Genomic DNA, 19,891 nt, shown 5'->3' on the forward strand with positions numbered 1-19,891 from the left:
GCGCTATTCTCCCTTGGGACCAACGAGGCCGAAGCCCGCGCCTTGCGGATCGACGCCGATGATCACCCATTCGCCGCCGGGTACTTCGTGAGGGCCCATCACGACCATGCCGCCGTTCGCCTCGACCAGCGCCTTTGCAGCCGCGATCGAGGGAACGCCGAAGTACATCAGCCATGCGGTTGGCTGGCCCGGTTGGGCCTGCATCATCGCACCAAGCGTGCGACCGCCGTGCTCCATGAAGCAGTAGTCGCCCAAGTCCCCCATCGGCATCGAGTTGTTGAATTCGAACCCGAAGTGCTTGCTGTAGAACGCCTTCGAGCCGGCGAGGTCGGGACTGGCGAGTTCGTTCCAGCGCACCCGCTGCGGTTCGGTGACAGAGAAGACATCGCTCTCCATCCCCTCCATCCCCGGCGGCGGGACCGGGTTCATCAGGTAGATGACGATCCCTTGCGGATCCTTGACCATGGCGATGCGGCCCACCGGCAGGTCGGTTGCGGGCATCAGGCTTTCACCGCCCTGGGCAAGGATTGCCGCGACTTCGACATCGACGTCGGCCGCGTGGAGATAGGGCAGCCACGTCGGCCGCGCCCCGCCCGCCTGCATCTCGCCCGTCAGCGCGAGTACTCCGCCGGCATTGCCGCCGTCAGCGCGCTGGATCATGCGGTAATCCATGCCATCGGCCGGTTTGTCGCCAAAGGTCCAGCCGACCACCGCGCCATAGAACCGGGCCGCGGCATCGGCATCGGTGGTCAGCAATTCGTACCAGATGAAGTCGGCCATCTGTCAATCTCCCCCGATTTCGACGACCGGCACGAAACCGGCAAAGATCATGCGCTGCGGGTTGAAGGGCACGACGTCGGGCATCTGCATGGTTTCATCCGACTGCATCTTTTCGCTGGCCGCGTCGCACACCGCCTTGCTCGGCCACAGCATCCACGAGAACACCACGCTCTCGCCGTCTTCCGCTTTGACGGCACGGAAGAAGTCGGTCTGCTTGCCGTGGGGAACGTCGTCCTGCCAGCACTCGACGACCTGCAGGGCGCCATAGCCTTCGAACATCGTCCAGGCGTCCTGCGCCATCTTGCGATAGGCCTCGCGGTCGGTGCCTGGGAGGACGAAGCCCTGGACGTAGGCGCCCGGAGTCCAACTGCCTTCCTCGACAATCGCCTCGAAGCCGCCGAAGACCATGCGCTTGCCGTCGAACGGCATGTCGTGCGGGTCGCCATCCATCGTCCCGTCGCTCATCATCTGCTCCATCCGGGCGTGAACGGCGTTGCGGGTCTGCTTGTCAGGCCATTCGATCCAGCTGAAGCAGACCGTTTCGTCGTCCTGCGCATCGACCGCGCCGTAGAAGTCGGTCTGCTTGCCGCGGGGCACGTCCTCGCCCCAGGCTTCCACAACCCGCAGCGCGCCGGCCTCGACCAGCATGGTGTCGAACTTGGTGGCGTGGTCGATGAACGCCTGCCGGTTCGCGCTCGGCACGGCAATGACGAAACCGTCGATGTAGCTCATGGCATTCTCTCCTCGGTACCCTCCCGATTTCGGGTTCAGGCGGAAGCCGCGGCGGTCTCTCCCTGCGCGGCTGCGGGGTCCATCCACATCGGACCCCAGACGTGGCCGTCGGGATCGAGCACGTCGCGGCCGTACATGAAGCCGTGGTCCTGCGGCGGGTTGACGTCGACGGTCCCGCCGTTGGCCCCCGCCGCCTCGGCGAAGGCATCGACCGCATCGCGGCTGTCGACCGCGATGTTGAGCGCGACTTCGCTGGAGCCTTGCGGGCAGATCGGACGGTCGGTGAACTGAGCCCACTTGGCCTTGCTCATGACCATCACGTAGATTGCCTCGCTCCACACCATGCAGGCGCCGTTGTCGTCGCTGAACTGCGGGTTGTGGGTGAAACCGAGCGCCTCGTAGAACGCGCGCGAGCGTTCGACATCGGCGACGGGGAGGCTGATAAAGATCATCTTGCTCATCGGGCTGGGTCCCTTCTCAAGGTGGGAGCGTGGACCATCCACGCCTCCGGGTCGTCGTTTATTGGACAGGTTCTGCTTTAAAATCGGCCAGTTGCGCGGCAAGCGCGCGCTGGAACGCGGGCCGCGCCTCACCGCGTGCGACGTAAGCGGAAAGGCTCGCCGGGAGCCGCTCCGCCAGCGTCCCGATCCGCAGCGTCGCCACCATCATCAGGTCGCCAACGGTGAAGCGGCCCTCCAGCCACTCCTTGTCGCCGAGCCAGTCGGAAAGGCGCGACAAGCGCATGTCGGCGAGGTCTCCGAAGGCCTTGGTCGCCCCCGGTCCCCAGTCGGTATCTGCGCCCACGACGCGCGGGATGACCAGGCCCATCGCGGCGACGTCCATCGTGCTGAGCGCGGCGAACAGCCAGGCGATCGCGCGCTTGCGGCCGATTTCGTCGACAGGGAGCAGCGCTTCGCTCTTTTCGGCGACGTGGAGCGCGATTGCGCCGCATTCGAACAGCTCGAGCGCGCCCTCGCGGTACGCCGGCACCTGCCCCCAGGGCTGCTCGCGGTAGTACCAGTCGGGCCGCGCCGCCCCGATCGCTCCGCCGAGCAGCCGGGTGCGATACGGCAGCTCTGCCTCTTCCAGCGCCCAGCGCACACGGAGGTCGCGGACCTGGCCGCGGGCCATCTCGGGCACCCACGACAGCGCGGTGACCTCGATTTCGGCATGGGGATCAACCGGCATCGGCGGGCTCCTTTTCGAAGAGCAATTCGAAATAGCGCTTGAGGTGGACCAGGCTCTCGCGCGCCATCGCCGCGGCGCAGGCCTCGTCCTGGGTCTTGGCGAGAATGAAGGAGCCCTGGACCACCGCCTGGATGTGCCGGGCAAGGCTCGGAGCATCGACGCCGCGCAAGGCGTGGACGCGGATCGCCTCGGCAATGTCGCCTTCGAGCACGCGCGAATGGCCAAGGATGCTGTTGCCGCAGGCCAGGCGGATCGCCTCGCTCGCCTTGTAGGCCTCCTGCACCATCGTCCCGGCGACGCAGGTGAAGCCCTCGATCGGCCCGCCGAGGATTTCGATGCGGAAGTCGAGATAGCCGAGCACGCGGTCGAGCGGGTCGGCGTGATCGTGGTAGGGCGCCTGTGCGAACAGGACGCTGGTGGTTTCCGTCCAGTAATCCGCCACCGCCGCACCAAGCGCCTCCTTCGACGCGAAGTGATGGAAGAACGCCCCCTTGGTAACCCCCGCTTCGGCGCACAGCTCGTCGACCGACGTCCCGGCAAAGCCGTTCGTGCGCACCAGCTTCACCGCCGCATCGAGCAGCTTTTCGCGGGCCGTCGGAGGGCGCTGGGGACGAGTCGCGGACACGAATTGACCATACCGACTAGTTGGTATGTCCGATACAGTTCATACCGTTCAGTCCGCCGCAGGATCGCCACGGCCCGGCGAGGTGTGCCGTCCGTCACTTGCCTGCAACACGGATCGGCATAGCGTTCGCGCGCGGCAATCTCGGGCGCACTCCTGCCGTCGAATCGAATTTGGGGAGACTCCACATGCGTTCACTCTGGACCGGATCGGTCATCGCCCTTGCTCTTGCGCTTTCACCGTCGACGGCGATGGCCAAGGGCAAGCACAAGAAGAAGCACCACGCCCCCGCTGCGGCGGCCGCGCCGGCGGCGACCAAGTCGCTCTACGATCGCCTCGGCGGTGCGCCGGCGATCGACGCGGTCGTCAACGACTTTGCCGGGCGCGTGCTTGCCGACACCCGCATCAACGCGAAGTTCGCCAAGTCGGATGCGAACCGGCTGGTCACCAATCTCAAGGCGTTCGTGTGCATGGCGACCGGCGGTCCCTGCGAATACAAGGGTCTGTCGATGCAGGCCTCGCACCACGGCATGGGCGTGACGGAAGGCGAGTTCAACGCGCTGGTCGAAGACCTCGTCGCCAGCCTCGACCACTTCAAGGTCCCCGCGGCGGAGAAGAACGAGCTGCTCGGCGCGCTCGGCCCGCTCAAGTCGCAGATTGTCGAGGTTCCGGGCAACGCCACCGGCACCGCCCTGCCCCCGGCCTTCCAGCCGGCCCCGCCGCTCGGCAAGTAAGCCCTCGCGGTTTCCGTAAGGGAAAGGGCTCCGTGCGCCTGCGCGGGGCCCTTTTTCATGCGCGCCATCCCGCGCAAATGGCATTGCACCGGCCTTGCCCGCCGTATAGGCGGAGCCTCGCAATTACCGAGAGTCCGATGAGCCAGACCGACAGCCGCGCCACCACCGTCCTTTCCGCTCCCGACCGCACCGTTTCCGTGCGCGAGCTTTTCGGGATCGACATCGACATGACCGTGCCCGCCTTTTCCGAGGCGGACGAGCGCGTGCCCGACCTCGACGACAGCTATGTGTTCGATCCGGACACCACGCTCGCGATTCTCGCCGGCTTCGCCCACAACCGCCGCGTCATGGTCCAGGGCTATCACGGCACCGGCAAGTCGACCCACATCGAACAGGTCGCCGCGCGCCTCAAGTGGCCGTGCATCCGCATCAACCTCGACGCGCACATCAGCCGCATCGACCTGATCGGCCGCGACGCCATCGTCCTGCGCGACGGGCTGCAGGTGACCGAGTTCCGCGAGGGCCTGCTCCCTTGGGCGCTGCAGACCCCGACCGCACTGGTCTTCGACGAATACGACGCCGGCCGCCCCGACGTGATGTTCGTGATCCAGCGCGTGCTGGAGACCGAGGGCAAGCTGACCCTGCTCGACCAGAACCGGGTGATCCGGCCGAACCCGTACTTCCGCCTGTTCGCCACCGCCAACACGGTCGGCCTCGGCGACACCAGCGGGCTCTATCACGGCACCCAGGCGATCAACCAGGGCCAGATGGACCGCTGGAACATTGTCGTCGCGCTCAACTACCTGCCCGCCGAGACCGAGATCGACATCGTCTCGAAGAAGGCGACCGGGGTGGACGCCAAGACCATCTCCGACATGGTCAAGGTCGCCGGCCTTACCCGCGCCGGCTTCATCGGCGGCGACATCTCCACCGTGATGAGCCCGCGCACGGTCATCACCTGGGCGCAGAACACCGCGATCTTCAACGACGTCGGCTTCGCCTTCCGCCTCTCGTTCCTCAACAAGTGCGACGAGGCGGAGCGGGTGCTGGTCGCCGAATACTACCAGCGCGTGTTCGGCAAGGACCTGCCGGAAAGCGTGGTGGGGAAGAACTGAAGATCCTCCCCCAACGGGGGAGGAACCTCACGGCACCACGAGGTACTTCTCGCCGGTCCGCCGCGCGTTGTAGTCGGCGATCGCTTCCTTGCTGAGCATACCCGGCAGGTCGACGCGCGCCTTGTAGTGACTGGCGAAGGTCGTGGTCAGGTCCTTCATCACCCGTGCGCGCATCCGCCCGACGATCTCCGGCCCGGCCTTCATCATGAAGGGCGTGAGCAGCCAGCCCGAAAGATCCCAGGTCAGCCCGAACGCCCGGTTGAGGATCGTCGGCCCGATATCGAGCGCGCCATAAATGCAGACCTTCTTGGGCTGCGATGAACCATAGCGGCTGAATGCGGCACCCCGGCTGGCGGCGGCTTCCATCGCGGTGAGCATCTGGCTGGCGACCGTTCCGCCGCCGATCGGATCGAACCCGATCATCGCCTTGGTCTCGGCAATCGCGTCGATCAGCTTCGGCATGAAGTCGGCGTCGGTCATGTTGAGCACATGGGTCGCGCCGATGCCCTTGAGCAGGTCCACCTGCGCCTTTGAGCGGACAATGTTGACCAGCGGCACCCCGTCTTCCGCGCAGATCCTGACCAGCATCTGGCCGAGGTTCGAAGCCGCCGCCGCATGGACGATGCCGGTGAATCCTTCGAGCTTCATGGTCTCGACGAAACCCAGCGCGGTCATCGGGTTGACGAAGCTCGACGCCGCCTGGTCGGCGCTGACGCTGTCGTCCACGGCCATGCACATCGGCGCGTCGGCATAGGCATACGTGCCATAGGCGGTGCCGGGCACGCAGGCGACGCGCTTGCCCATCAGCGCCTGCGCCGCCGGGTCCTCGCCCGCCGCGACGACGATCCCGGCCGCCTCGTTGCCCGCCGGCATGTCCATCCCGTGGCGCGCCTTGAACGCCCGCGTCGCGGCGTCGGGCATTTTCGCCACCACCTTGCCGGGCGAATAGTCCGCGTTGTCCATGTCGGCCGAGGCGAACAGCAGACCGAGGTCGGACGGGTTGATCGGCGAGGCTTCGACCTTCACCAGCACCTGCGATCCCTTGGGCGCGTCCCAGCTCTTGTCGTTGAGCTGGACGGTCAGGGTGCCGTCGGCATCGAGCCGGGTGGTAAGCTGCTGGCCAGTGAACGCCATGTCCGTCATCCTCTTGTTATGGGTAGGTTGCGGATACGAAGTAGAGCCCTTCTGCCGGCGCGTTAAGTCCCAATCTGCAACGGTCTTTCGCCGCAAGCGCTTCGGCGAGGTCGGTGCGGCTCCACTGCCCCTGCCCGACCAGCGCGAGGCAGCCGACCATCGAGCGGACCTGGTGGTGGAGGAAACTGCGCGCCGCCGCGTCGATCAGCACGTGCTCGCCCTCGCGCCGCACCCGCAGCCGGTCGAGCGTCTTGACCGGGCTCGCCGCCTGGCAGCGGGCCGAGCGGAAGGTTGTGAAGTCGTGGAGGCCGACCAGTTCCTGCGCAGCGTCGTCCATCGCTTCTGCATCCAGCGGCTTTGCGATCCGCCAGGCGCGTCCCAGCCCGAGCGTCAGCGGCGCGCGGCGGTTGGCGATGCGGTAGAGGTACGAGCGCCCGGTGCACGAAAACCGCGCATGCCAGTCGTCCGGCACGATCACGCAATCGAGCACCGCAATCGGCGCGGGCCTGAGTTTCGCGTTGAGCGCTTCCATCATGCGGAAGGGATCGAATTCCCGCGACAGGTCGAAGTGCGCGCGCATGGCGAGGGCATGGACCCCGGTGTCGGTACGGCCGGCGGCATGGAGAGTGACCGACTCCCCCGTTACCGCGAGCACCGCCTCCTCGACCGACTGCTGCACGCTCGGCCCGTGGGCCTGACGCTGCAGGCCCATGAACGGACCGCCGTCGAATTCGAGGGTGAGAGCGAAGCGCATCAGCCGAGGTGCGTCCCCGCCGGGATCGCCCGGCCCCGCAGCAACGCTGCCGTGTCCATCGCCGGGCGACCGGCGCGCTGGATCAGGGTCGGGCGGATCGCGCCGGAGCCGCAGGCGATGGTGAGCATGTCGTCGAGCACGGCACCCACCTCAAAACTCCCTGCGCCCCCGCGCAGGCGGGGGCCTCCATCAATCGAGCGGACCGTATCGGGCACGAGGTCCCCGCCTTCGCGGGGACGCAGCGGTGGCTCAGTAACCACCTCCGCCGCCAGCACCCGGTAGCGCTCGCCCTCCAACTCGAACCACGCCCCCGGCGCGGGCGCGAAGGCGCGGACCTGCCGCTCGACCTGCACCGCGTCGGCCGTGAAATCGAGCCGGCTTTCGGCCTTGTCGATCTTCTTCGCGTAGGTCACGCCGTCCTCCGGCTGCGGCCGTTCCGGATAAGCCGCAAGGTCGGCCAGCACCTGCACCATCAGCGCCGCGCCCATCTCCGCCAGTTCCGCCGTCAACTCCCCCGCCGTCTTGCGAGCGACGGGCGTCCGCCCTTCCAGCAGCACCGGCCCGGTATCGAGTCCGGCCTCCATCCGCATGATGCCCACCCCCGTCTCGGCATCGCCGGCGAGGATTGCCCGCTGCACCGGCGCCGCCCCGCGCCAGCGCGGCAGCAGCGAGCCGTGGACGTTGAGGCAGCCATGCCGCGGCGCACCCAGCACCGCCTGGGGCAGGATCAGGCCATAGGCCGCGACCACCGCGATGTCGGCACCGAGCGCCGCGAACGCCGCCTGCTCATCCGCGCCCCGCAGCGACAACGGCGAGCGAACTGCGATCCCATGCGCCTCCGCTGCCAGCTGAACCGGCGACGGCTGGAGCTTCTTGCCCCGCCCCGCAGGCCGCGGCGGCTGGGTATAAGCGGCGACCACCGCGTGCCCCGCCGCGACCAGCGCCTCCAGCGTCGGCACCGCGAAGTCCGGGGTTCCCATGAAGATGATGCGCACTGCCGGTCCCAATCGTTCGTCATGGCGAGCGCAGCGAACCCATCCAGAGCCCGCGCGCCCCTCCCCGGATTGCTTCGCTCCGCTCGCAATGACGATGTGGAGAACCGGCTTTTCCGCGGTGGCCGCAGTCCCTATCTCTCCCCCCATGGCATCGCAAGAGATCGACGCGCTGGCCGGCGCGCTGGCGAAACTCCCCGGCCTCGGGCCGCGCTCGGCGCGGCGGGCGGTGCTGTGGCTGATCAAGCGCCGCGAGACCGCTCTCGGCCAGCTGGTCGAGGCGCTGGCTGCGGTGCAGGAAACGCTGGTCGAGTGCGATACCTGCGGCAACGTCGACACCCGCAACCCCTGCAGCGTTTGCGCCGACAGCCGCCGGGACCAGCGCGCGCTGTGCGTCGTGGAAGACGTCGCCGACCTCTGGGCGCTCGATCGGGCGCGGCTGTTCAACGGGCGCTATCACGTGCTCGGCGGGCGACTCTCGGCGCTGGAGGGCGTGCGGCCGGAGGACCTCGCGATTGCCCCGCTGATCGCGCGGGTCGAGGCTGGCGGGATCGACGAGGTCGTCCTCGCCATGAACGCCACGCTCGAGGGCCAGACCACCGCGCACTACATCGCCGAGCGGCTGGAAGGCCTGCCGGTGCGGATCACCCAGCTGGCGCATGGCCTGCCGGTGGGCGGCGAGCTCGATTACCTCGACGAGGGCACGCTGGCGCAGGCGCTGCGGGCGCGGCGGCCGGTGGGGTGACGTCGTCCCGGGCTCGACCCGGGACCGCTGTGAACCCGGGTTTCTTGATTGCCAGCGGTCCCGGAGCAAGTCCGGGACGACGAGCCCATCTCCCCACCTTGCGACTCCCCCGCATCGCGACTATCTGCGCCCCATGGCCATTCTCCCGATCGTCGAAGTCCCCGACCCCCGCTTGAAGCAGGTCTCCGTGCCCGTCGACACGTTCGACGACCAGCTGCGCATCCTCGTCGACGACATGTTCGAGACGATGTACGACGCACCCGGCATCGGCCTCGCCGCGATCCAGGTCGGCGTGCCGCTGCGGGTGCTGGTGATCGACCTCCAGCCCGAGGACCCGGACGCCGAGCCGGTCGCCTGCGACCACGACGGCCACCATCATCATCACCAGCCGACGAAGCGCGAGCCGCGGGTGTTCATCAATCCCGAGATCCTCGATCCGTCGGAGGAGCACACCCTCTATACCGAGGGCTGCCTTTCGGTGCCCGAGATCTACGCCGAGGTCGAACGCCCCTCGCGCATCCGCGCGCGCTGGCAGGATCTGGACGGCAAGGTCCACGAGGAGGACATGGACGGGCTGCTCGCAACCTGCCTCCAGCACGAGATGGACCACCTCGAAGGCATCCTGTTCATCGACCACCTCAGCCGCCTCAAGCGCGGCATGGCGCTGAAGAAGCTGGAGAAGCTGCGCAAGGCGGCGTGACCTCGCCGCCGACGCCTCACGCGTCGGCGTGAACCTCTCGGTTCAGCGCTTCGAGCGCGGCACGGCAGGCATCGGCGCATTCCTGGCACATCACTGCACAGCGCTGGCAATGCGCGTGATCGTGCATCGCGCACTCCGCCGCGCAGTTTTCGCAGGCCTCGATGCAGGTCGCGAGCAGCGTGCGGATGAGATTGCGGTCGTGCCCGGTGCGGCGGCTGGCGACACGGTAGGTGGCTGTACAGACGTCGGCGCAGTCGCTGCACAGGCGGATGCACTGGGCCATCTCCATCGGCTCGGCGACGCAGGCATCCGCGCAGGAATTGCAGATCGCCGCGCAATCGACCGCCTTGCGGACTGCGACGCCAAGCGTCTCGTTGGTATTGCCGTTCACGTCGGGGTGTTCGGAAATCATGGCTTCGATGGACATGGCGGGTCTCCTTCGCTGGTTCTCAAGCGTCTGGTGACGAAGGTTGTTCCGTTCCGGGGGCAACGCCGGGGATAGAGCGTTCAGTGCCCTTGTCACGGCGAGCCGCCAAGGATAAGTTCGTGCTTCGTTCTTGTCAGGAGCCCGGCTTGGAAACCGTTGTCATCGCCATTGTTGCCGTGCTTGCCGGCATCGCCCTCGGCTGGTTCCTTGGCGGGCGGCCGGTGGCGGAATGGCGCACCCGGTTCGAGGCGCGCGATGGTGAGGCCCGGGCACTCGACGAAAAGTTTCGCGCCGCGATCACCGATCTTGCGGCGATGAGCGAGCGCGCGGCGCGGGCCGATGCCTTGGCCGCGCAGCTCGACGAGGCCCGCTCCGCCCACGCCCTTCAGGTCGATGGCCTGCGCGGCGAACAGGCCCGGCTCGGCGCGGAACTGGCCGAGCTCAAGGCCAACGCCGCGAACTTCGACGAGAAGGAGCGCCTGCTGCTGAACGCACAGGAAGCACTAAAGAAGGAGTTCGAGAACGCCGGCAGCAAGGTGCTCGAAAAGGCGCAGGAGGCTTTCCTGGCCCGCGCCGGGGAGCGGCTGGCGGAGAGCGAGAAGACCAGCGCCGAACGCATCGCCACCCTGCTCGCGCCGGTGGGCGACCGGCTGCAGAAGTACGAGCAGCAGGTCGCGGGGCTCGAGGCCAAGCGCGTCGACGCGTTCGGCCAGCTGTTCGGCCAGATCGAGCAGCTGCGTGCCGGGCAGGAAGCCGTGCGGCGCGAGGCGCAGCGTCTCGGCAACTCGCTGACCAACGCCCCCAAGGCGCGCGGCCGCTGGGGCGAGCGGGCGCTGCAGAACGTGCTCGAGCAATGCGGGCTTTCGGAGCACACCGACTTCGTCACCGAACATTCGGTGAGCACCGAGGACGGCCGCCTTCGACCGGACGCGATCATCCGCATCCCGGGCCAGAAGAGCCTGATCATCGACGCCAAGGTTTCGCTCAACGCCTATCAGGAAGCGTTCGAGGCGAGCGACGATGTGGAACGCAAGCGCCATCTCGACCTGCATGCCCGCTCGATGCGTAACCACGTCCAGACCCTCGGCGCGAAAGGCTACCAGAGCCAGTTCGAGGAAGCGCCGGACTATGTCGTGATGTTCGTGCCCGGCGAACACTTCGTCGCCGCCGCGCTCGAACATGATCCCGAACTGTGGGACTTCGCCTTCCGCAACAAGGTCCTGCTGGCGACTCCGACCAACCTCGTCGCCATCGCCCGTACCGTCGCCGAAGTCTGGCGGCAGGACACCATCGCCCGCGAGGCGGTGGAGATCGGCAAGGCCGGGGCCGAACTCTACGACCGGCTGCGAGTGGCGAGCGAACACCTCAAGCGCGTGGGCGGCGGTCTCAACTCGGCGGTCGAGAACTACAACAAGTTCGTCGGCAGCTTCGAACGCAACGTCCTCTCCTCGGGCAAGCGCCTGCGCGACAAGGGCGTCGCCATCGGCGCGCGCGAGATCGAGGAGGTGCCGCTGGTCGAAGCCGCGCCGCGGTATGCGGAGAGTGTGGAGGCGCTCGAACCGCCGATGGATGCCGAAGCAGGATAGTGGAAGCGGCCGGCCTTTACTTCGCCCGCACCGCCTCCAGGCTGTGTCCGCTCGATTCGAGCAGGAGCGTCTCGCCGCGCCGCGCCACCTTGGGCGCTCCGGCGAGCAGCGCGCCGACGGCCTGTTCCTGGTCCCACACCGGGCCTTCGCAGAACATCCGCGTCGCCATCAGCGGGCCGGCGATGAGCCGACCGCCCTCGATCCGGTACTCGCCGCCCATCCCGTTGCAGCCGACGTTGGCGCCGATGCGGTCGGCCTCGAAGGTCAGCTTCGCCTTGTCAGGCGCGGCCGGGGCCACGCCGTCGATGCGGGTAACCGTCCACGCCGTCCCGCCAAGCGTCAGCCCGTCGCCCTGCGCCATGGTGCAGGCGGGAAGGAGCGCGAGCGCGGCCAGGAGGGAAATCAGCTTCATCACCATTCAACGCTAGAACGGCGCGACTGATCCTGAGATTAACCGTCAGGCCCGTCCAGAACCGCCAGCACCTCGTACGCCAGCACCGCCGCCGCCACCGCCGCGTTGAGGCTGTCGGCGCGGCCCTTCATCGGCATCGTGACGCGCAGGTCGCAGGCGAGCTCGTACTCCTCGGGCAATCCGCGCGATTCGTTGCCGACCATGACAAAGCAGGGCGCGGCATAGGGCGCCCCGCGATAGGGCCGGGCGTCGCGCAGCGACGCGGCGACCAGCTGCCCCGCTCCGCTCCGCAGCCACGGCAGGAATTCGTCCCACCGCGCCTGCGCGATCCCTTGCGTGAACACCGCGCCCATGCTCGCCCGCACCGCCTCGACGCTGAACGGGTCGGCGCAGTCGTCGATCAGGATCAGCCCTCCGGCCCCCACCGCGTCGCCGGTGCGGAGCATGGTGCCGAGGTTGCCGGGATCGCGCAGCGCCTGGGCCACCAGCCAGATCGGCGCGGCGGTGCGATCGAGGCTCGACAACGAAGTATCGAATTCGGCAAACACCCCGGCGACCGCCTGCGGGTTGTCCTTGCCGGTGACCTTGGCGAGCACGTCCCCGGGCAGCTCGATCACCTCGCCGCCCGCCGCCTCGACCACGGTTTCCAGTTCGGCCAGCAGGGGATGCTCGTCGCGCCCTTGCGCCATCAGCAGGAGTTCGGGCACCCGCCCGGCTTCGCGCGCGTCGGTCAGCAGGCGCAGACCTTCGGCGAGGAACCTGCGTTCCTGCTTGCGGTGCTTCTTCTCCCGCAGCGAGCGGACGAACTTGACCGTGGGGTTGGAAAAGCCGGTGATAATGCGGCGGGTCAAACGCTCAATCCTCGCCGAAGCCGTCCTTGACCAGGCCGGAGAGACGGGCGAGCGCGGGTTCGGCATCGCCGTCCGGTGCACTGACCACGATCTCGATCGCATCGCCCTTGGCCGCGCCGAGCATCATCAGGCCGAGAATCGATCCGCCGGCAGCGTCGTTGCCGTCCTTCAGCACCTTGACCTCGACTCCCGCCGGGAGCTTCGCAACGGCGCCGACGAACTTGGCGCTGGCCCGGGCGTGCAGCCCGCGCTGGTTGCAGATGGTTACCGTCTCACGCAGTTCCGCCATAGGTTCATGCGTCCTGTCCCAGGAATTCCGATGCTATCGTTATGTAATTGCGCCCCGCGTCGCGCGCGGCGATGGTCGCTTCCTGCACGGTCATGCAGCCCCGCGCCTTGGCGAGGCGGATCAGCATGGGCAGGTTGATCCCGGCGATCACCTCGACATGGCCCGCCTGCATCAGCGAGATCGCGAGGTTGGAGGGCGTGCCGCCGAACAGGTCGGTGAGGATGATGACCCCCGCCCCGCTATCGACCCGGCGGATCGCGTCGGCGATTTCCTTGCGCCGCTTTTCCATGTCGTCGTTCGGGCCGATGCAGACGCCGACGATCTGGGTCTGCCGCCCGACGACATGCTCCATCGCGTGGATGAATTCGTCGGCAAGCGCGCCGTGGGTGACGAGAATCAGACCGATCATGAAGGCTCATGGCTCCGAAATGCTGGCGGCAACCATACGACGGCCAAGCTTAACGCCCGCTTGGCGCGCATGTTCGCACGTGCAGCAGACCCCGATAGCGAAGTGTAAAGCACCTGTCACGGCTGTTGCGCATCCTCGACCGCACTCGCCCCGCGCGAGGTCAGGTTGCGGTGCAACAGGGCGGGGGAATAGCCTGCCTCGGTCAGCGCGGCGGCAATCTGCTCGGCCATGAACACCGAGCGGTGCTTGCCCCCGGTGCAGCCGAAGGCGATGTTGACGTAAGCCTTGCCCTGCGCGCGGAAGCGCGGGAGCAGCATCAGCAGCAGCCCGCGGATGCGCTCGAACGCCTCGGGGAACGCCGGGTCCTTGCGGATGTGGTCGGCGACCGGCGCGTCGCGCCCGGTCAGCGGGCGCAGCTCGTCGACCCAGTGCGGATTGTCGAGAAAGCGCATGTCGAACACGAGGTCGGCGATCGGCGGCATGCCGCGCGAAAAGCCGAAGCTGCTGACGGTGATCGTGGTCGGGTCCGCGCTCGCCCCGGCGAACTGTTCGCGGATCGCCTGCTGGAGGTCGTTGGCGGTGAAACTGGTGGTGGAGATCACCACGTCGGCCCAGCGCCGCAGCGGTTCGAGCAGTTCCCGCTCGGCGGAGATGCCGACGGCGGCGGGCTTGTCCTCGCTCAAGGGGTGGCGGCGGCGGGTCTCGTTGTAGCGGCGCTCGAGCTCCTGCCCGCTGCAGTCGAGGAACAGCGTGGTGATCTCGAGGTCCTCGCGCGCGGCCATCAGCTTGACCCGCTCGATGATCTTCTGCGGGTCGAACCCGCGCGTGCGGCTGTCGAAACCGATCGCGAGCCGCTGCGATTCGTCGCGCCCGCCGGCGGGCTTGGTTTCGAGCAGACGGCCCAGCAGGCGGATCGGGAAGTTGTCGATCGTCTCCCAGCCGAGGTCCTCCAGGACCTTCAGCGCGGTTGTCTTGCCCGCGCCGAGGAGGCCGGTGACAAGCAGGATGCGTTGGCGCGGTTCGGTGGAATCGGTGGCCATCGCCCGCTGCCTTGCGCCCGAATCGCGGGGATTGGAAGGGGTGTGGAGGCGTTGTCCCGGCTTAGCGCAGGCCGTACTTCTTCAGCGCCAGCTCGGCGCGCAGGTGGAGCACCGGGCTTTCCGGCCACAGCGCCAGCGCCGGGATGGTGACGCCGAGGACGGCCTCAGAGCCTGCCTCTTCGATGAACCGCGGCGCCTCCGCATCGAGCCGCACCAGCAGCGCCACCGGCACCCGCTCCGCCACCGGCATCTCCACCAGTCCGGCACCGCGCACTTCGAGCAGGCCCCGCGTGTTGGGATGCGGGCTCGCCAGGAGCCGTCCCGCCCGCGCCTCCAGCCAGACCGAATCGTCGCCGACCAGGACCGCGCCGCGATCGATCAGCGCCAGCGCCAGGCTCGACTTGCCGCTGCCCGGCGGCCCCTCGATCAGCAGCGCGCGGCCGCCAACCGCGACGCAGGTCGCCTGCCGCGCGCTCACGGCTGTGCCGCCGGGAGCTGGAGGACAAGGCACGCGCCGCTGCCCCCGTCGGGCCGGTCGTCGATGGAGAGTTCGCCGTCGTGGGCGGTGGCAATGGTCCGGGCGATGGCGAGGCCGAGCCCGCTGTGCGCGCCGAACGCCTCGTCCTGCGGGCGAAGCGAATGGAACCGCTCGAAGACCTTGTCGCGCTCGGCCGGCGGAACGCCGGGGCCCTCGTCGATCACCGACAGGGTTACGCTGTGCTCGTCGCCCCAGACATTGACCTCGACCCGGCCGCCCGCGGGCGAGAACGACACCGCGTTGTCGACGAGGTTTTCGAGCACACGCTCGAGCCGCGCGGCATCGCCCCGGACGACCGCCGGGCCGACCCCGCGGTGGAACACGAGCCGCACGTCCTGCGTCTCGCCCAGCGTGCCGCGCGCCCCGACCAGCCGCGCCGCAACGTCGGCGAGGTCGACCTCCGTGAAGGTCGTGCGGCTGAGTTCGGCGTCGATCCGGCTGGCGTCGGCGATCTCGGTGATCAGCCGGTCGATCCGCTGGACGTCGTGCGCAGCGATGGCCGAAAGCTGGCGGCGCAGCTCCGGGTCCTCGACCTTGTCGAGCGATTCGAGCGCGCTGCGCAAGGACGCCAGCGGGTTCTTGAGCTCGTGCGCGACATCGGCGGCGAAGCTTTCGACCGCGTCGATCCGCTGGCGCAGCGCCGCGGTCATGTCGGAGAAAGCGCGGGCGAGCAGGCCGATCTCGTCGCGCCGTTCGGGCAGGCGCGGCACCACGACCTCGCGGTCGCGCCCAAGCCGCACCCGAACTGCGGCGCGGACCAGCGTGCGCAGCGGCTGGACGATGGTGCGCGCAAGGAACAGCGAGAGCTGGATCGACAGCAGCAGCGCGAGTCCCACGACGATCGCCAGCGTCTGGCGCGCATCGCGGATCGCCTGGGTGGCGTCGAGCGCGTTGCGGGTGGTCAGCAGCATCTCGCCCTGCGCGCCGACGGGCGCGGCGGCGGTGATCATCGGGGTGCGATCGGGCGCATAGCGCAGCTTGACCACGCTCGCCCCCGTCTGGCGGGCGCGAGCGATTTCGGGCCACGGCGCGGCGCTCGTTGCGGCGGGCTCGACATAGCGCTCGATCTCCGGCGCGCCGACCACGAAGTCGACCCCCCGGTCGAGCGCGCGGGCGGCCTTCTGGTACCACGGCTCGGTGGTGGGATCGATCAGGCGGAAGGCGACCCCGCCGACCACGAAGCTGTCGATCAGCAGGGTACCCTTCGCGTCGTAGAGCCTGAGCCGCAGCTTCTGCTCGTTGCCGATCCGGGCGATCAGGGCGCGGCGCTGCTGCGCGGGAGCTTCGGCCAGCGCGTCGGCAGCGATCTCGGCTTCGGAGCGGGCGAGGTTGAAGCGTTCCTGCAGCAGCTGCTGGCGATAGCTGTCGAGGTAGAACAGGCTCCCCGCCAGCAGCGCCAGCGCGATCGCGTTGACGATCAGGATGCGCGCGGTGAGCGAGAACCCGCGCGTCCAGTAGAGCCGCTCGCCCCCTTGTGCGGCGACCGGCTCAGCCGTCGGCATAGGAATAGCCCGCGCCATAGAGCGTCTCGATGGCGGAGAACTCGGGATCGACGGCGCGGAACTTGCGGCGCAGGCGCTTGATGTGGCTGTCGATGGTGCGGTCGTCGACGAACACGTCGTCGTGGTAGGCCGCGTCCATCAGCTGGTTGCGCGTCTTGACTACGCCCGGGCGGACGGCCAGCGCCTCGAGGATCAGGAATTCGGTAACGGTCAGCGTGACGCCGCGGCCGTCCCATTCGACCTGGTGGCGCGCCGGATCCATGGCGAGACGCCCGCGGCGAATCGGCTCGGGCAGCGGCTCAGCCGGCTCGACGGTCGCGGCGTCGGCGCGGACCACGTCGCTGCGGCGCAGGATCGCGCGGATGCGAGCGATGAGCAGGCGCTGGCTGAACGGCTTGGCGATGTAGTCGTCCGCCCCCAGCGACAGGCCCAGCGCCTCGTCCGCCTCGTCGTCCTTGCTGGTCAGGAAGATGACCGGGAGCTCGCTCTTCTCCCTCAGCCGCCGCAGCAGTTCGAGTCCGTCCATGCGCGGCATCTTGATGTCGCAGACGGCGAGGTCCGGCGGGTTGTCGAGCAGCGCCTTCAGCGCCGCGTCGCCGTCGGCATAGACGCGGGTGGCGAAACCTTCGGTCTGGAGCGCGATGGAGAGGGTGGTGAGGATGTTGCGGTCGTCGTCGACGAGAGCGACGGTGCGGGGCGCTGCGGGGTCTGCAGTGTCTTGCGCCATGCCGTGTCCCTTGCCCTAGCCGCATGCTGCGGGCCAGTCGATTAGACGCTCCGCCGTGCGCTGACAACGTTGCGGCGCGACGCCGAAGCGGGACTTTCAGCGCCACAATGGTTTATCGCCTCACCCGCGTTTGACGCAGAAGGATGCAGCGACTATGCGCGGCGGGGAATCATGCATTCGTATTCGTACCCTGCGGTAGTGGCGGTCATGCGTCCACTGTGCCGCGGTAACAGGAGACGCCTAACGTGACCGAGTCCAAGCTGAACGTATCGCTGTCTTCGCAAGGCTTTCCTGAGCCGGCCACGCTTTACGCCAACCTCGGCACCGCCCCCCTTGTCGAACACGCCCTGCATCGGGGCGAAGGTCGCCTGACCAGGGACGGCGCCCTGCTGGTCGACACCGGCAAGTTCACTGGCCGCAGCGTCAAGGACAAGTTCGTCGTGCGCGACGCGACGACCGAGGACACGATCAACTGGGGCAAGATCAACCAGCCGATGTCGGTCGATCACTGGGCCAACCTCAAGGCCGATTTCATCGCGGCGATGAAGGGCCAGGACGAGCTTTACGTCGCCGACCTGTTCGGTGGCAGCCAGCCGGAATACCGCGTCAACGTGCGCGTCGTGACCGAGATGGCGTGGCACAGCCTGTTCGTCCGCACCCTGCTGGTCCGCCCGACCGCCGACGAGCTCGCCGCGTTCGTGCCCGAATACACGATCATCAACCTGCCCAGCTTCAAGGCCGACCCTGAGCGTCACGGCTGCCGCAGCGACACGGTGATCGCGGTCAACTTCACCGAGAAGCTGATCCTGATCGGGAATACCGAATATTCGGGCGAGATGAAGAAGGGCGTGTTCGGCCTGCTCAACTACCTGCTCCCGGCGCAGGGCGTCATGCCGATGCACTGCTCGGCCAACATCGGCGCCGACGGCACCAGCGCGATCTTCTTCGGCCTCTCGGGCACCGGCAAGACCACGCTTTCGGCCGACGCCAGCCGCACCCTGATCGGCGACGACGAGCATGGCTGGTCGGACACCGCCGTGTTCAACTTCGAAGGCGGCTGCTACGCCAAGATGATCAACCTCTCGGCCGAGGGCGAGCCGGAGATCTACGCCACGACCAAGATGTTCGGCACGATCCTCGAGAACGTGACGATGGACGAGGCGACCCGCGAGCTCGACTTCACCGACGGCAGCAAGACGGAAAACACCCGCGGCGCCTATCCGATCGAGTTCATTCCGAACACCAGCGAGAAGAACCTCGGGCCCCCGCCGTCGAACATCATCTTCCTCACCGCCGACGCGTTCGGCGTCCTCCCGCCGATCGCGCGGCTGACGCCCGAACAGGCGATGTACCACTTCCTGTCGGGCTACACCGCCAAGGTCGCCGGCACCGAGATCGGCGTGACCGAGCCGGAAGCCACCTTCTCGACCTGCTTCGGGGCCGCGTTCATGCCGCGTCACCCGTCGGTCTATGGCAACCTGCTCAAGGAGCGGATCGCCCGCGGCGGCGCGCAGTGCTGGCTGGTCAACACCGGCTGGTCGGGCGGCAAGGCGACCATGGAAGGCATCAAGCGCATGCCGATCAAGGCGACGCGCGCGCTGCTCAACGCCGCGCTCGACGGCAGCCTCAACGACGTCGAGTTCCGCAAGGACCCGAACTTCGGCTTCGAAGTGCCGGTCGCGGTCCCGGGCGTCGAAACCCGCCTGCTCGACCCGCGCGGCACCTGGGCCGACCCGGTGGAATACGACAAGACCGCGCAGGAACTGGTCGCCAAGTTTGCCGACAACTTCGAGCAATTCACCGACTATGTGGACGAGAGCGTCCGCCAGGCGGCCCTTGTCGCTGCGTAATTGACCGCATTCGCGTCCCTGCGAAAGCGGGGAGCGGAGTGAAATCCCCGGCTTCCCGTGCAAGGGAACGCCGGGGATTTTCATATGACCGATTTGCCCATCCGCCTGTTCGCCAGTGACGACGCCGTGCGCCGCGTCGGCGAGGGCCTGCTCGACCGTTCGCTGCCCAAGGACGAGTGGACTCACGAGGCCCACCTCGCCGCCAGCCTGTGGCTCATCCGCGATCACCCGGAGATCGCGCCCGAGCGCGACCTGCCCGACATCATCCGCAGCTTCAACGCGGCCAAGGGCGGGATCAACGACGACACCCAGGGTTACCACGAGACCCTGACGCAGCTCTACATTCGCGGGGTGCGCGGCTTTCTGGCCGGGCATGGCGCGGGCGCGTCGCTGGTTGATGCGGTGAACGCCCTCCTCCGCTCCGACATCGCCCCGCGCGACTGGCCTCTGCGGTACTACTCGCGCGAACGGTTGTTTTCGGTGAAGGCGCGGCGCAAGTGGGTGGAGCCGGATCTGGCTGGGTGAACGTCGTCGCGGGCTCGACCCGCGACTGCTGTGAAGCTGGGCCCTTGGATGCGGTATGCCCACCCCTAGCCCCTCCCGCCTGCGGGAGGGGAACTGGTTGCGCTAGCCGGGAGGTAGTCCTTGAATCTCCCCCTCCCGCAAGCGGGGAGCCGCAGGCGTTCCCGAAGCGAACAGCGGGTCGGGGGGTGGGCCTGTCCGCAGATCACCACCCATCATCCGGCAGCGACCCCGGACGTAAC

Annotated in this window: 24 protein-coding genes; 7 read left to right on the forward strand and 17 right to left on the reverse strand. The window is 68.0% G+C overall.

What is annotated here, in order from left to right; all coding sequences use genetic code 11:
• Positions 1-3 precede the first annotated feature (3 nt).
• From AC3WLD_RS07005 to AC3WLD_RS07025, 5 genes are read right to left on the reverse strand one after another with little or no spacing between them, the layout of a single operon-like run.
• Complete coding sequence (locus tag AC3WLD_RS07005; RefSeq protein ID WP_492556227.1) at positions 4-780, reverse strand: VOC family protein; 777 nt, start codon at positions 778-780, stop codon at positions 4-6.
• Between the two features lie 3 nt (positions 781-783).
• The gene (locus AC3WLD_RS07010; RefSeq protein ID WP_492556228.1) at positions 784-1,512 is read right to left on the reverse strand and encodes a DUF1428 domain-containing protein; all 729 of its coding nucleotides are present in this window, start codon (positions 1,510-1,512) and stop codon (positions 784-786) included.
• A gap of 35 nt (positions 1,513-1,547) precedes the next feature.
• Entirely contained in the window at positions 1,548-1,973 is a 426-nt protein-coding gene (locus AC3WLD_RS07015) for a VOC family protein (RefSeq protein WP_492556229.1), read from the reverse strand.
• Between the two features lie 58 nt (positions 1,974-2,031).
• The gene (locus AC3WLD_RS07020; protein ID WP_492556230.1) at positions 2,032-2,700 is read right to left on the reverse strand and encodes a glutathione S-transferase family protein; all 669 of its coding nucleotides are present in this window, start codon (positions 2,698-2,700) and stop codon (positions 2,032-2,034) included.
• Positions 2,690-3,325 carry a TetR/AcrR family transcriptional regulator gene (locus AC3WLD_RS07025; RefSeq protein WP_492556231.1) on the reverse strand — a complete coding sequence of 212 codons (636 nt, stop codon included), beginning with the start codon at positions 3,323-3,325 and terminating at the stop codon, positions 2,690-2,692. Before AC3WLD_RS07025 ends, AC3WLD_RS07020 begins: the two co-directional genes overlap by 11 nt.
• Before the next feature lie 185 nt (positions 3,326-3,510).
• Between AC3WLD_RS07025 and AC3WLD_RS07030 the strand changes: the two genes are divergently transcribed.
• Positions 3,511-4,056 carry a group I truncated hemoglobin gene (locus tag AC3WLD_RS07030; RefSeq protein ID WP_492556232.1) on the forward strand — a complete coding sequence of 182 codons (546 nt, stop codon included), beginning with the start codon at positions 3,511-3,513 and terminating at the stop codon, positions 4,054-4,056.
• A 137-nt stretch (positions 4,057-4,193) separates the two neighbouring features.
• Positions 4,194-5,171, forward strand: a complete 978-nt coding sequence (gene cobS, locus AC3WLD_RS07035) for a cobaltochelatase subunit CobS (protein ID WP_492556233.1) — start codon at positions 4,194-4,196, stop codon at positions 5,169-5,171.
• Between the two features lie 27 nt (positions 5,172-5,198).
• On the opposite strand, the gene AC3WLD_RS07040 is transcribed toward cobS, so the two are convergent.
• From AC3WLD_RS07040 to fmt, 3 genes are read right to left on the reverse strand one after another with little or no spacing between them, the layout of a single operon-like run.
• Positions 5,199-6,305, reverse strand: coding sequence for a zinc-binding dehydrogenase (locus AC3WLD_RS07040; protein WP_492556234.1), 1,107 nt, complete (start codon positions 6,303-6,305; stop codon positions 5,199-5,201).
• 16 nt (positions 6,306-6,321) lie between these two features.
• Entirely contained in the window at positions 6,322-7,062 is a 741-nt protein-coding gene (truA, locus tag AC3WLD_RS07045) for a tRNA pseudouridine(38-40) synthase TruA (protein WP_492556253.1), read from the reverse strand.
• Entirely contained in the window at positions 7,059-8,054 is a 996-nt protein-coding gene (gene fmt / locus AC3WLD_RS07050; RefSeq protein ID WP_492556235.1) for a methionyl-tRNA formyltransferase, read from the reverse strand. Before fmt ends, truA begins: the two co-directional genes overlap by 4 nt.
• 145 nt (positions 8,055-8,199) lie before the next feature.
• Here fmt and recR point away from each other — a divergent pair, with 145 nt between their 5' ends.
• Entirely contained in the window at positions 8,200-8,796 is a 597-nt protein-coding gene (recR, locus tag AC3WLD_RS07055; RefSeq protein ID WP_492556236.1) for a recombination mediator RecR, read from the forward strand.
• A 133-nt stretch (positions 8,797-8,929) separates the two neighbouring features.
• Positions 8,930-9,496, forward strand: coding sequence for a peptide deformylase (gene def, locus AC3WLD_RS07060; RefSeq protein ID WP_492556237.1), 567 nt, complete (start codon positions 8,930-8,932; stop codon positions 9,494-9,496).
• A gap of 16 nt (positions 9,497-9,512) precedes the next feature.
• Here def and AC3WLD_RS07065 read toward each other — a convergent pair whose 3' ends face one another.
• Positions 9,513-9,923: a four-helix bundle copper-binding protein gene (locus AC3WLD_RS07065; RefSeq protein ID WP_492556238.1), complete on the reverse strand. Its 411-nt coding sequence runs from the start codon at positions 9,921-9,923 to the stop codon at positions 9,513-9,515.
• 146 nt (positions 9,924-10,069) lie between these two features.
• On the opposite strand from AC3WLD_RS07065, the gene AC3WLD_RS07070 reads away from it, so the two are divergent.
• The gene (locus AC3WLD_RS07070) at positions 10,070-11,509 is read left to right on the forward strand and encodes a DNA recombination protein RmuC (protein ID WP_492556239.1); all 1,440 of its coding nucleotides are present in this window, start codon (positions 10,070-10,072) and stop codon (positions 11,507-11,509) included.
• Between the two features lie 16 nt (positions 11,510-11,525).
• Here AC3WLD_RS07070 and AC3WLD_RS07075 read toward each other — a convergent pair whose 3' ends face one another.
• The 8 genes from AC3WLD_RS07075 to AC3WLD_RS07110 form a co-directional block, all read right to left on the reverse strand.
• On the reverse strand, positions 11,526-11,921 hold the full coding sequence (locus tag AC3WLD_RS07075) for an META domain-containing protein (protein ID WP_492556240.1): 396 nt from the start codon (positions 11,919-11,921) through the stop codon (positions 11,526-11,528).
• A 38-nt stretch (positions 11,922-11,959) separates the two neighbouring features.
• Entirely contained in the window at positions 11,960-12,772 is an 813-nt protein-coding gene (locus AC3WLD_RS07080) for a TrmH family RNA methyltransferase (RefSeq protein ID WP_492556241.1), read from the reverse strand.
• 4 nt (positions 12,773-12,776) lie between these two features.
• Complete coding sequence (locus AC3WLD_RS07085) at positions 12,777-13,061, reverse strand: HPr family phosphocarrier protein (protein ID WP_492556242.1); 285 nt, start codon at positions 13,059-13,061, stop codon at positions 12,777-12,779.
• 4 nt (positions 13,062-13,065) lie between these two features.
• Complete coding sequence (locus AC3WLD_RS07090) at positions 13,066-13,470, reverse strand: PTS sugar transporter subunit IIA (protein ID WP_492556243.1); 405 nt, start codon at positions 13,468-13,470, stop codon at positions 13,066-13,068.
• Between the two features lie 116 nt (positions 13,471-13,586).
• Positions 13,587-14,510, reverse strand: coding sequence for an RNase adapter RapZ (gene rapZ / locus AC3WLD_RS07095; RefSeq protein WP_492556244.1), 924 nt, complete (start codon positions 14,508-14,510; stop codon positions 13,587-13,589).
• Positions 14,511-14,571: 61 nt separating this feature from the next.
• The gene (locus AC3WLD_RS07100) at positions 14,572-14,988 is read right to left on the reverse strand and encodes an HPr kinase/phosphorylase (protein ID WP_492556245.1); all 417 of its coding nucleotides are present in this window, start codon (positions 14,986-14,988) and stop codon (positions 14,572-14,574) included.
• Complete coding sequence (locus AC3WLD_RS07105; RefSeq protein WP_492556246.1) at positions 14,985-16,550, reverse strand: sensor histidine kinase; 1,566 nt, start codon at positions 16,548-16,550, stop codon at positions 14,985-14,987. The genes AC3WLD_RS07100 and AC3WLD_RS07105 overlap by 4 nt, the downstream gene beginning before the upstream one ends.
• Positions 16,537-17,277 (reverse strand): response regulator, encoded by a 741-nt coding sequence (locus tag AC3WLD_RS07110; protein WP_492556247.1) that lies wholly within the window; start codon positions 17,275-17,277, stop codon positions 16,537-16,539. Before AC3WLD_RS07110 ends, AC3WLD_RS07105 begins: the two co-directional genes overlap by 14 nt.
• Positions 17,278-17,537: 260 nt before the next feature.
• Here AC3WLD_RS07110 and AC3WLD_RS07115 point away from each other — a divergent pair, with 260 nt between their 5' ends.
• The gene (locus AC3WLD_RS07115) at positions 17,538-19,127 is read left to right on the forward strand and encodes a phosphoenolpyruvate carboxykinase (protein WP_492556254.1); all 1,590 of its coding nucleotides are present in this window, start codon (positions 17,538-17,540) and stop codon (positions 19,125-19,127) included.
• Positions 19,128-19,211: 84 nt separating this feature from the next.
• Entirely contained in the window at positions 19,212-19,652 is a 441-nt protein-coding gene (locus AC3WLD_RS07120) for a hypothetical protein (protein WP_492556248.1), read from the forward strand.
• The last annotated feature ends 239 nt before the right edge of the window (positions 19,653-19,891 follow it).

Source organism: Novosphingobium sp. FW305-C-111 (assembly GCF_058783565.1).

Bases quoted from the DNA above. Each gene is read 5' to 3' on its own strand.
- rapZ (WP_492556244.1), bottom strand. From the start codon at position 14,510: ATGGCCACCGATTCCACCGAACCGCGCCAACGCATCCTGCTTGTCACC.
- AC3WLD_RS07005 (WP_492556227.1), bottom strand. From the start codon at position 780: ATGGCCGACTTCATCTGGTACGAATTGCTGACCACCGATGCCGATGCC.
- AC3WLD_RS07075 (WP_492556240.1), bottom strand. From the start codon at position 11,921: ATGAAGCTGATTTCCCTCCTGGCCGCGCTCGCGCTCCTTCCCGCCTGC.
- AC3WLD_RS07030 (WP_492556232.1), top strand. From the start codon at position 3,511: ATGCGTTCACTCTGGACCGGATCGGTCATCGCCCTTGCTCTTGCGCTT.
- AC3WLD_RS07085 (WP_492556242.1), bottom strand. From the start codon at position 13,061: ATGGCGGAACTGCGTGAGACGGTAACCATCTGCAACCAGCGCGGGCTG.
- AC3WLD_RS07090 (WP_492556243.1), bottom strand. From the start codon at position 13,470: ATGATCGGTCTGATTCTCGTCACCCACGGCGCGCTTGCCGACGAATTC.
- AC3WLD_RS07105 (WP_492556246.1), bottom strand. From the start codon at position 16,550: ATGCCGACGGCTGAGCCGGTCGCCGCACAAGGGGGCGAGCGGCTCTAC.
- AC3WLD_RS07065 (WP_492556238.1), bottom strand. From the start codon at position 9,923: ATGTCCATCGAAGCCATGATTTCCGAACACCCCGACGTGAACGGCAAT.
- def (WP_492556237.1), top strand. From the start codon at position 8,930: ATGGCCATTCTCCCGATCGTCGAAGTCCCCGACCCCCGCTTGAAGCAG.
- recR (WP_492556236.1), top strand. From the start codon at position 8,200: ATGGCATCGCAAGAGATCGACGCGCTGGCCGGCGCGCTGGCGAAACTC.
- AC3WLD_RS07015 (WP_492556229.1), bottom strand. From the start codon at position 1,973: ATGAGCAAGATGATCTTTATCAGCCTCCCCGTCGCCGATGTCGAACGC.
- AC3WLD_RS07010 (WP_492556228.1), bottom strand. From the start codon at position 1,512: ATGAGCTACATCGACGGTTTCGTCATTGCCGTGCCGAGCGCGAACCGG.
- cobS (WP_492556233.1), top strand. From the start codon at position 4,194: ATGAGCCAGACCGACAGCCGCGCCACCACCGTCCTTTCCGCTCCCGAC.
- AC3WLD_RS07020 (WP_492556230.1), bottom strand. From the start codon at position 2,700: ATGCCGGTTGATCCCCATGCCGAAATCGAGGTCACCGCGCTGTCGTGG.
- AC3WLD_RS07110 (WP_492556247.1), bottom strand. From the start codon at position 17,277: ATGGCGCAAGACACTGCAGACCCCGCAGCGCCCCGCACCGTCGCTCTC.
- AC3WLD_RS07040 (WP_492556234.1), bottom strand. From the start codon at position 6,305: ATGGCGTTCACTGGCCAGCAGCTTACCACCCGGCTCGATGCCGACGGC.
- AC3WLD_RS07120 (WP_492556248.1), top strand. From the start codon at position 19,212: ATGACCGATTTGCCCATCCGCCTGTTCGCCAGTGACGACGCCGTGCGC.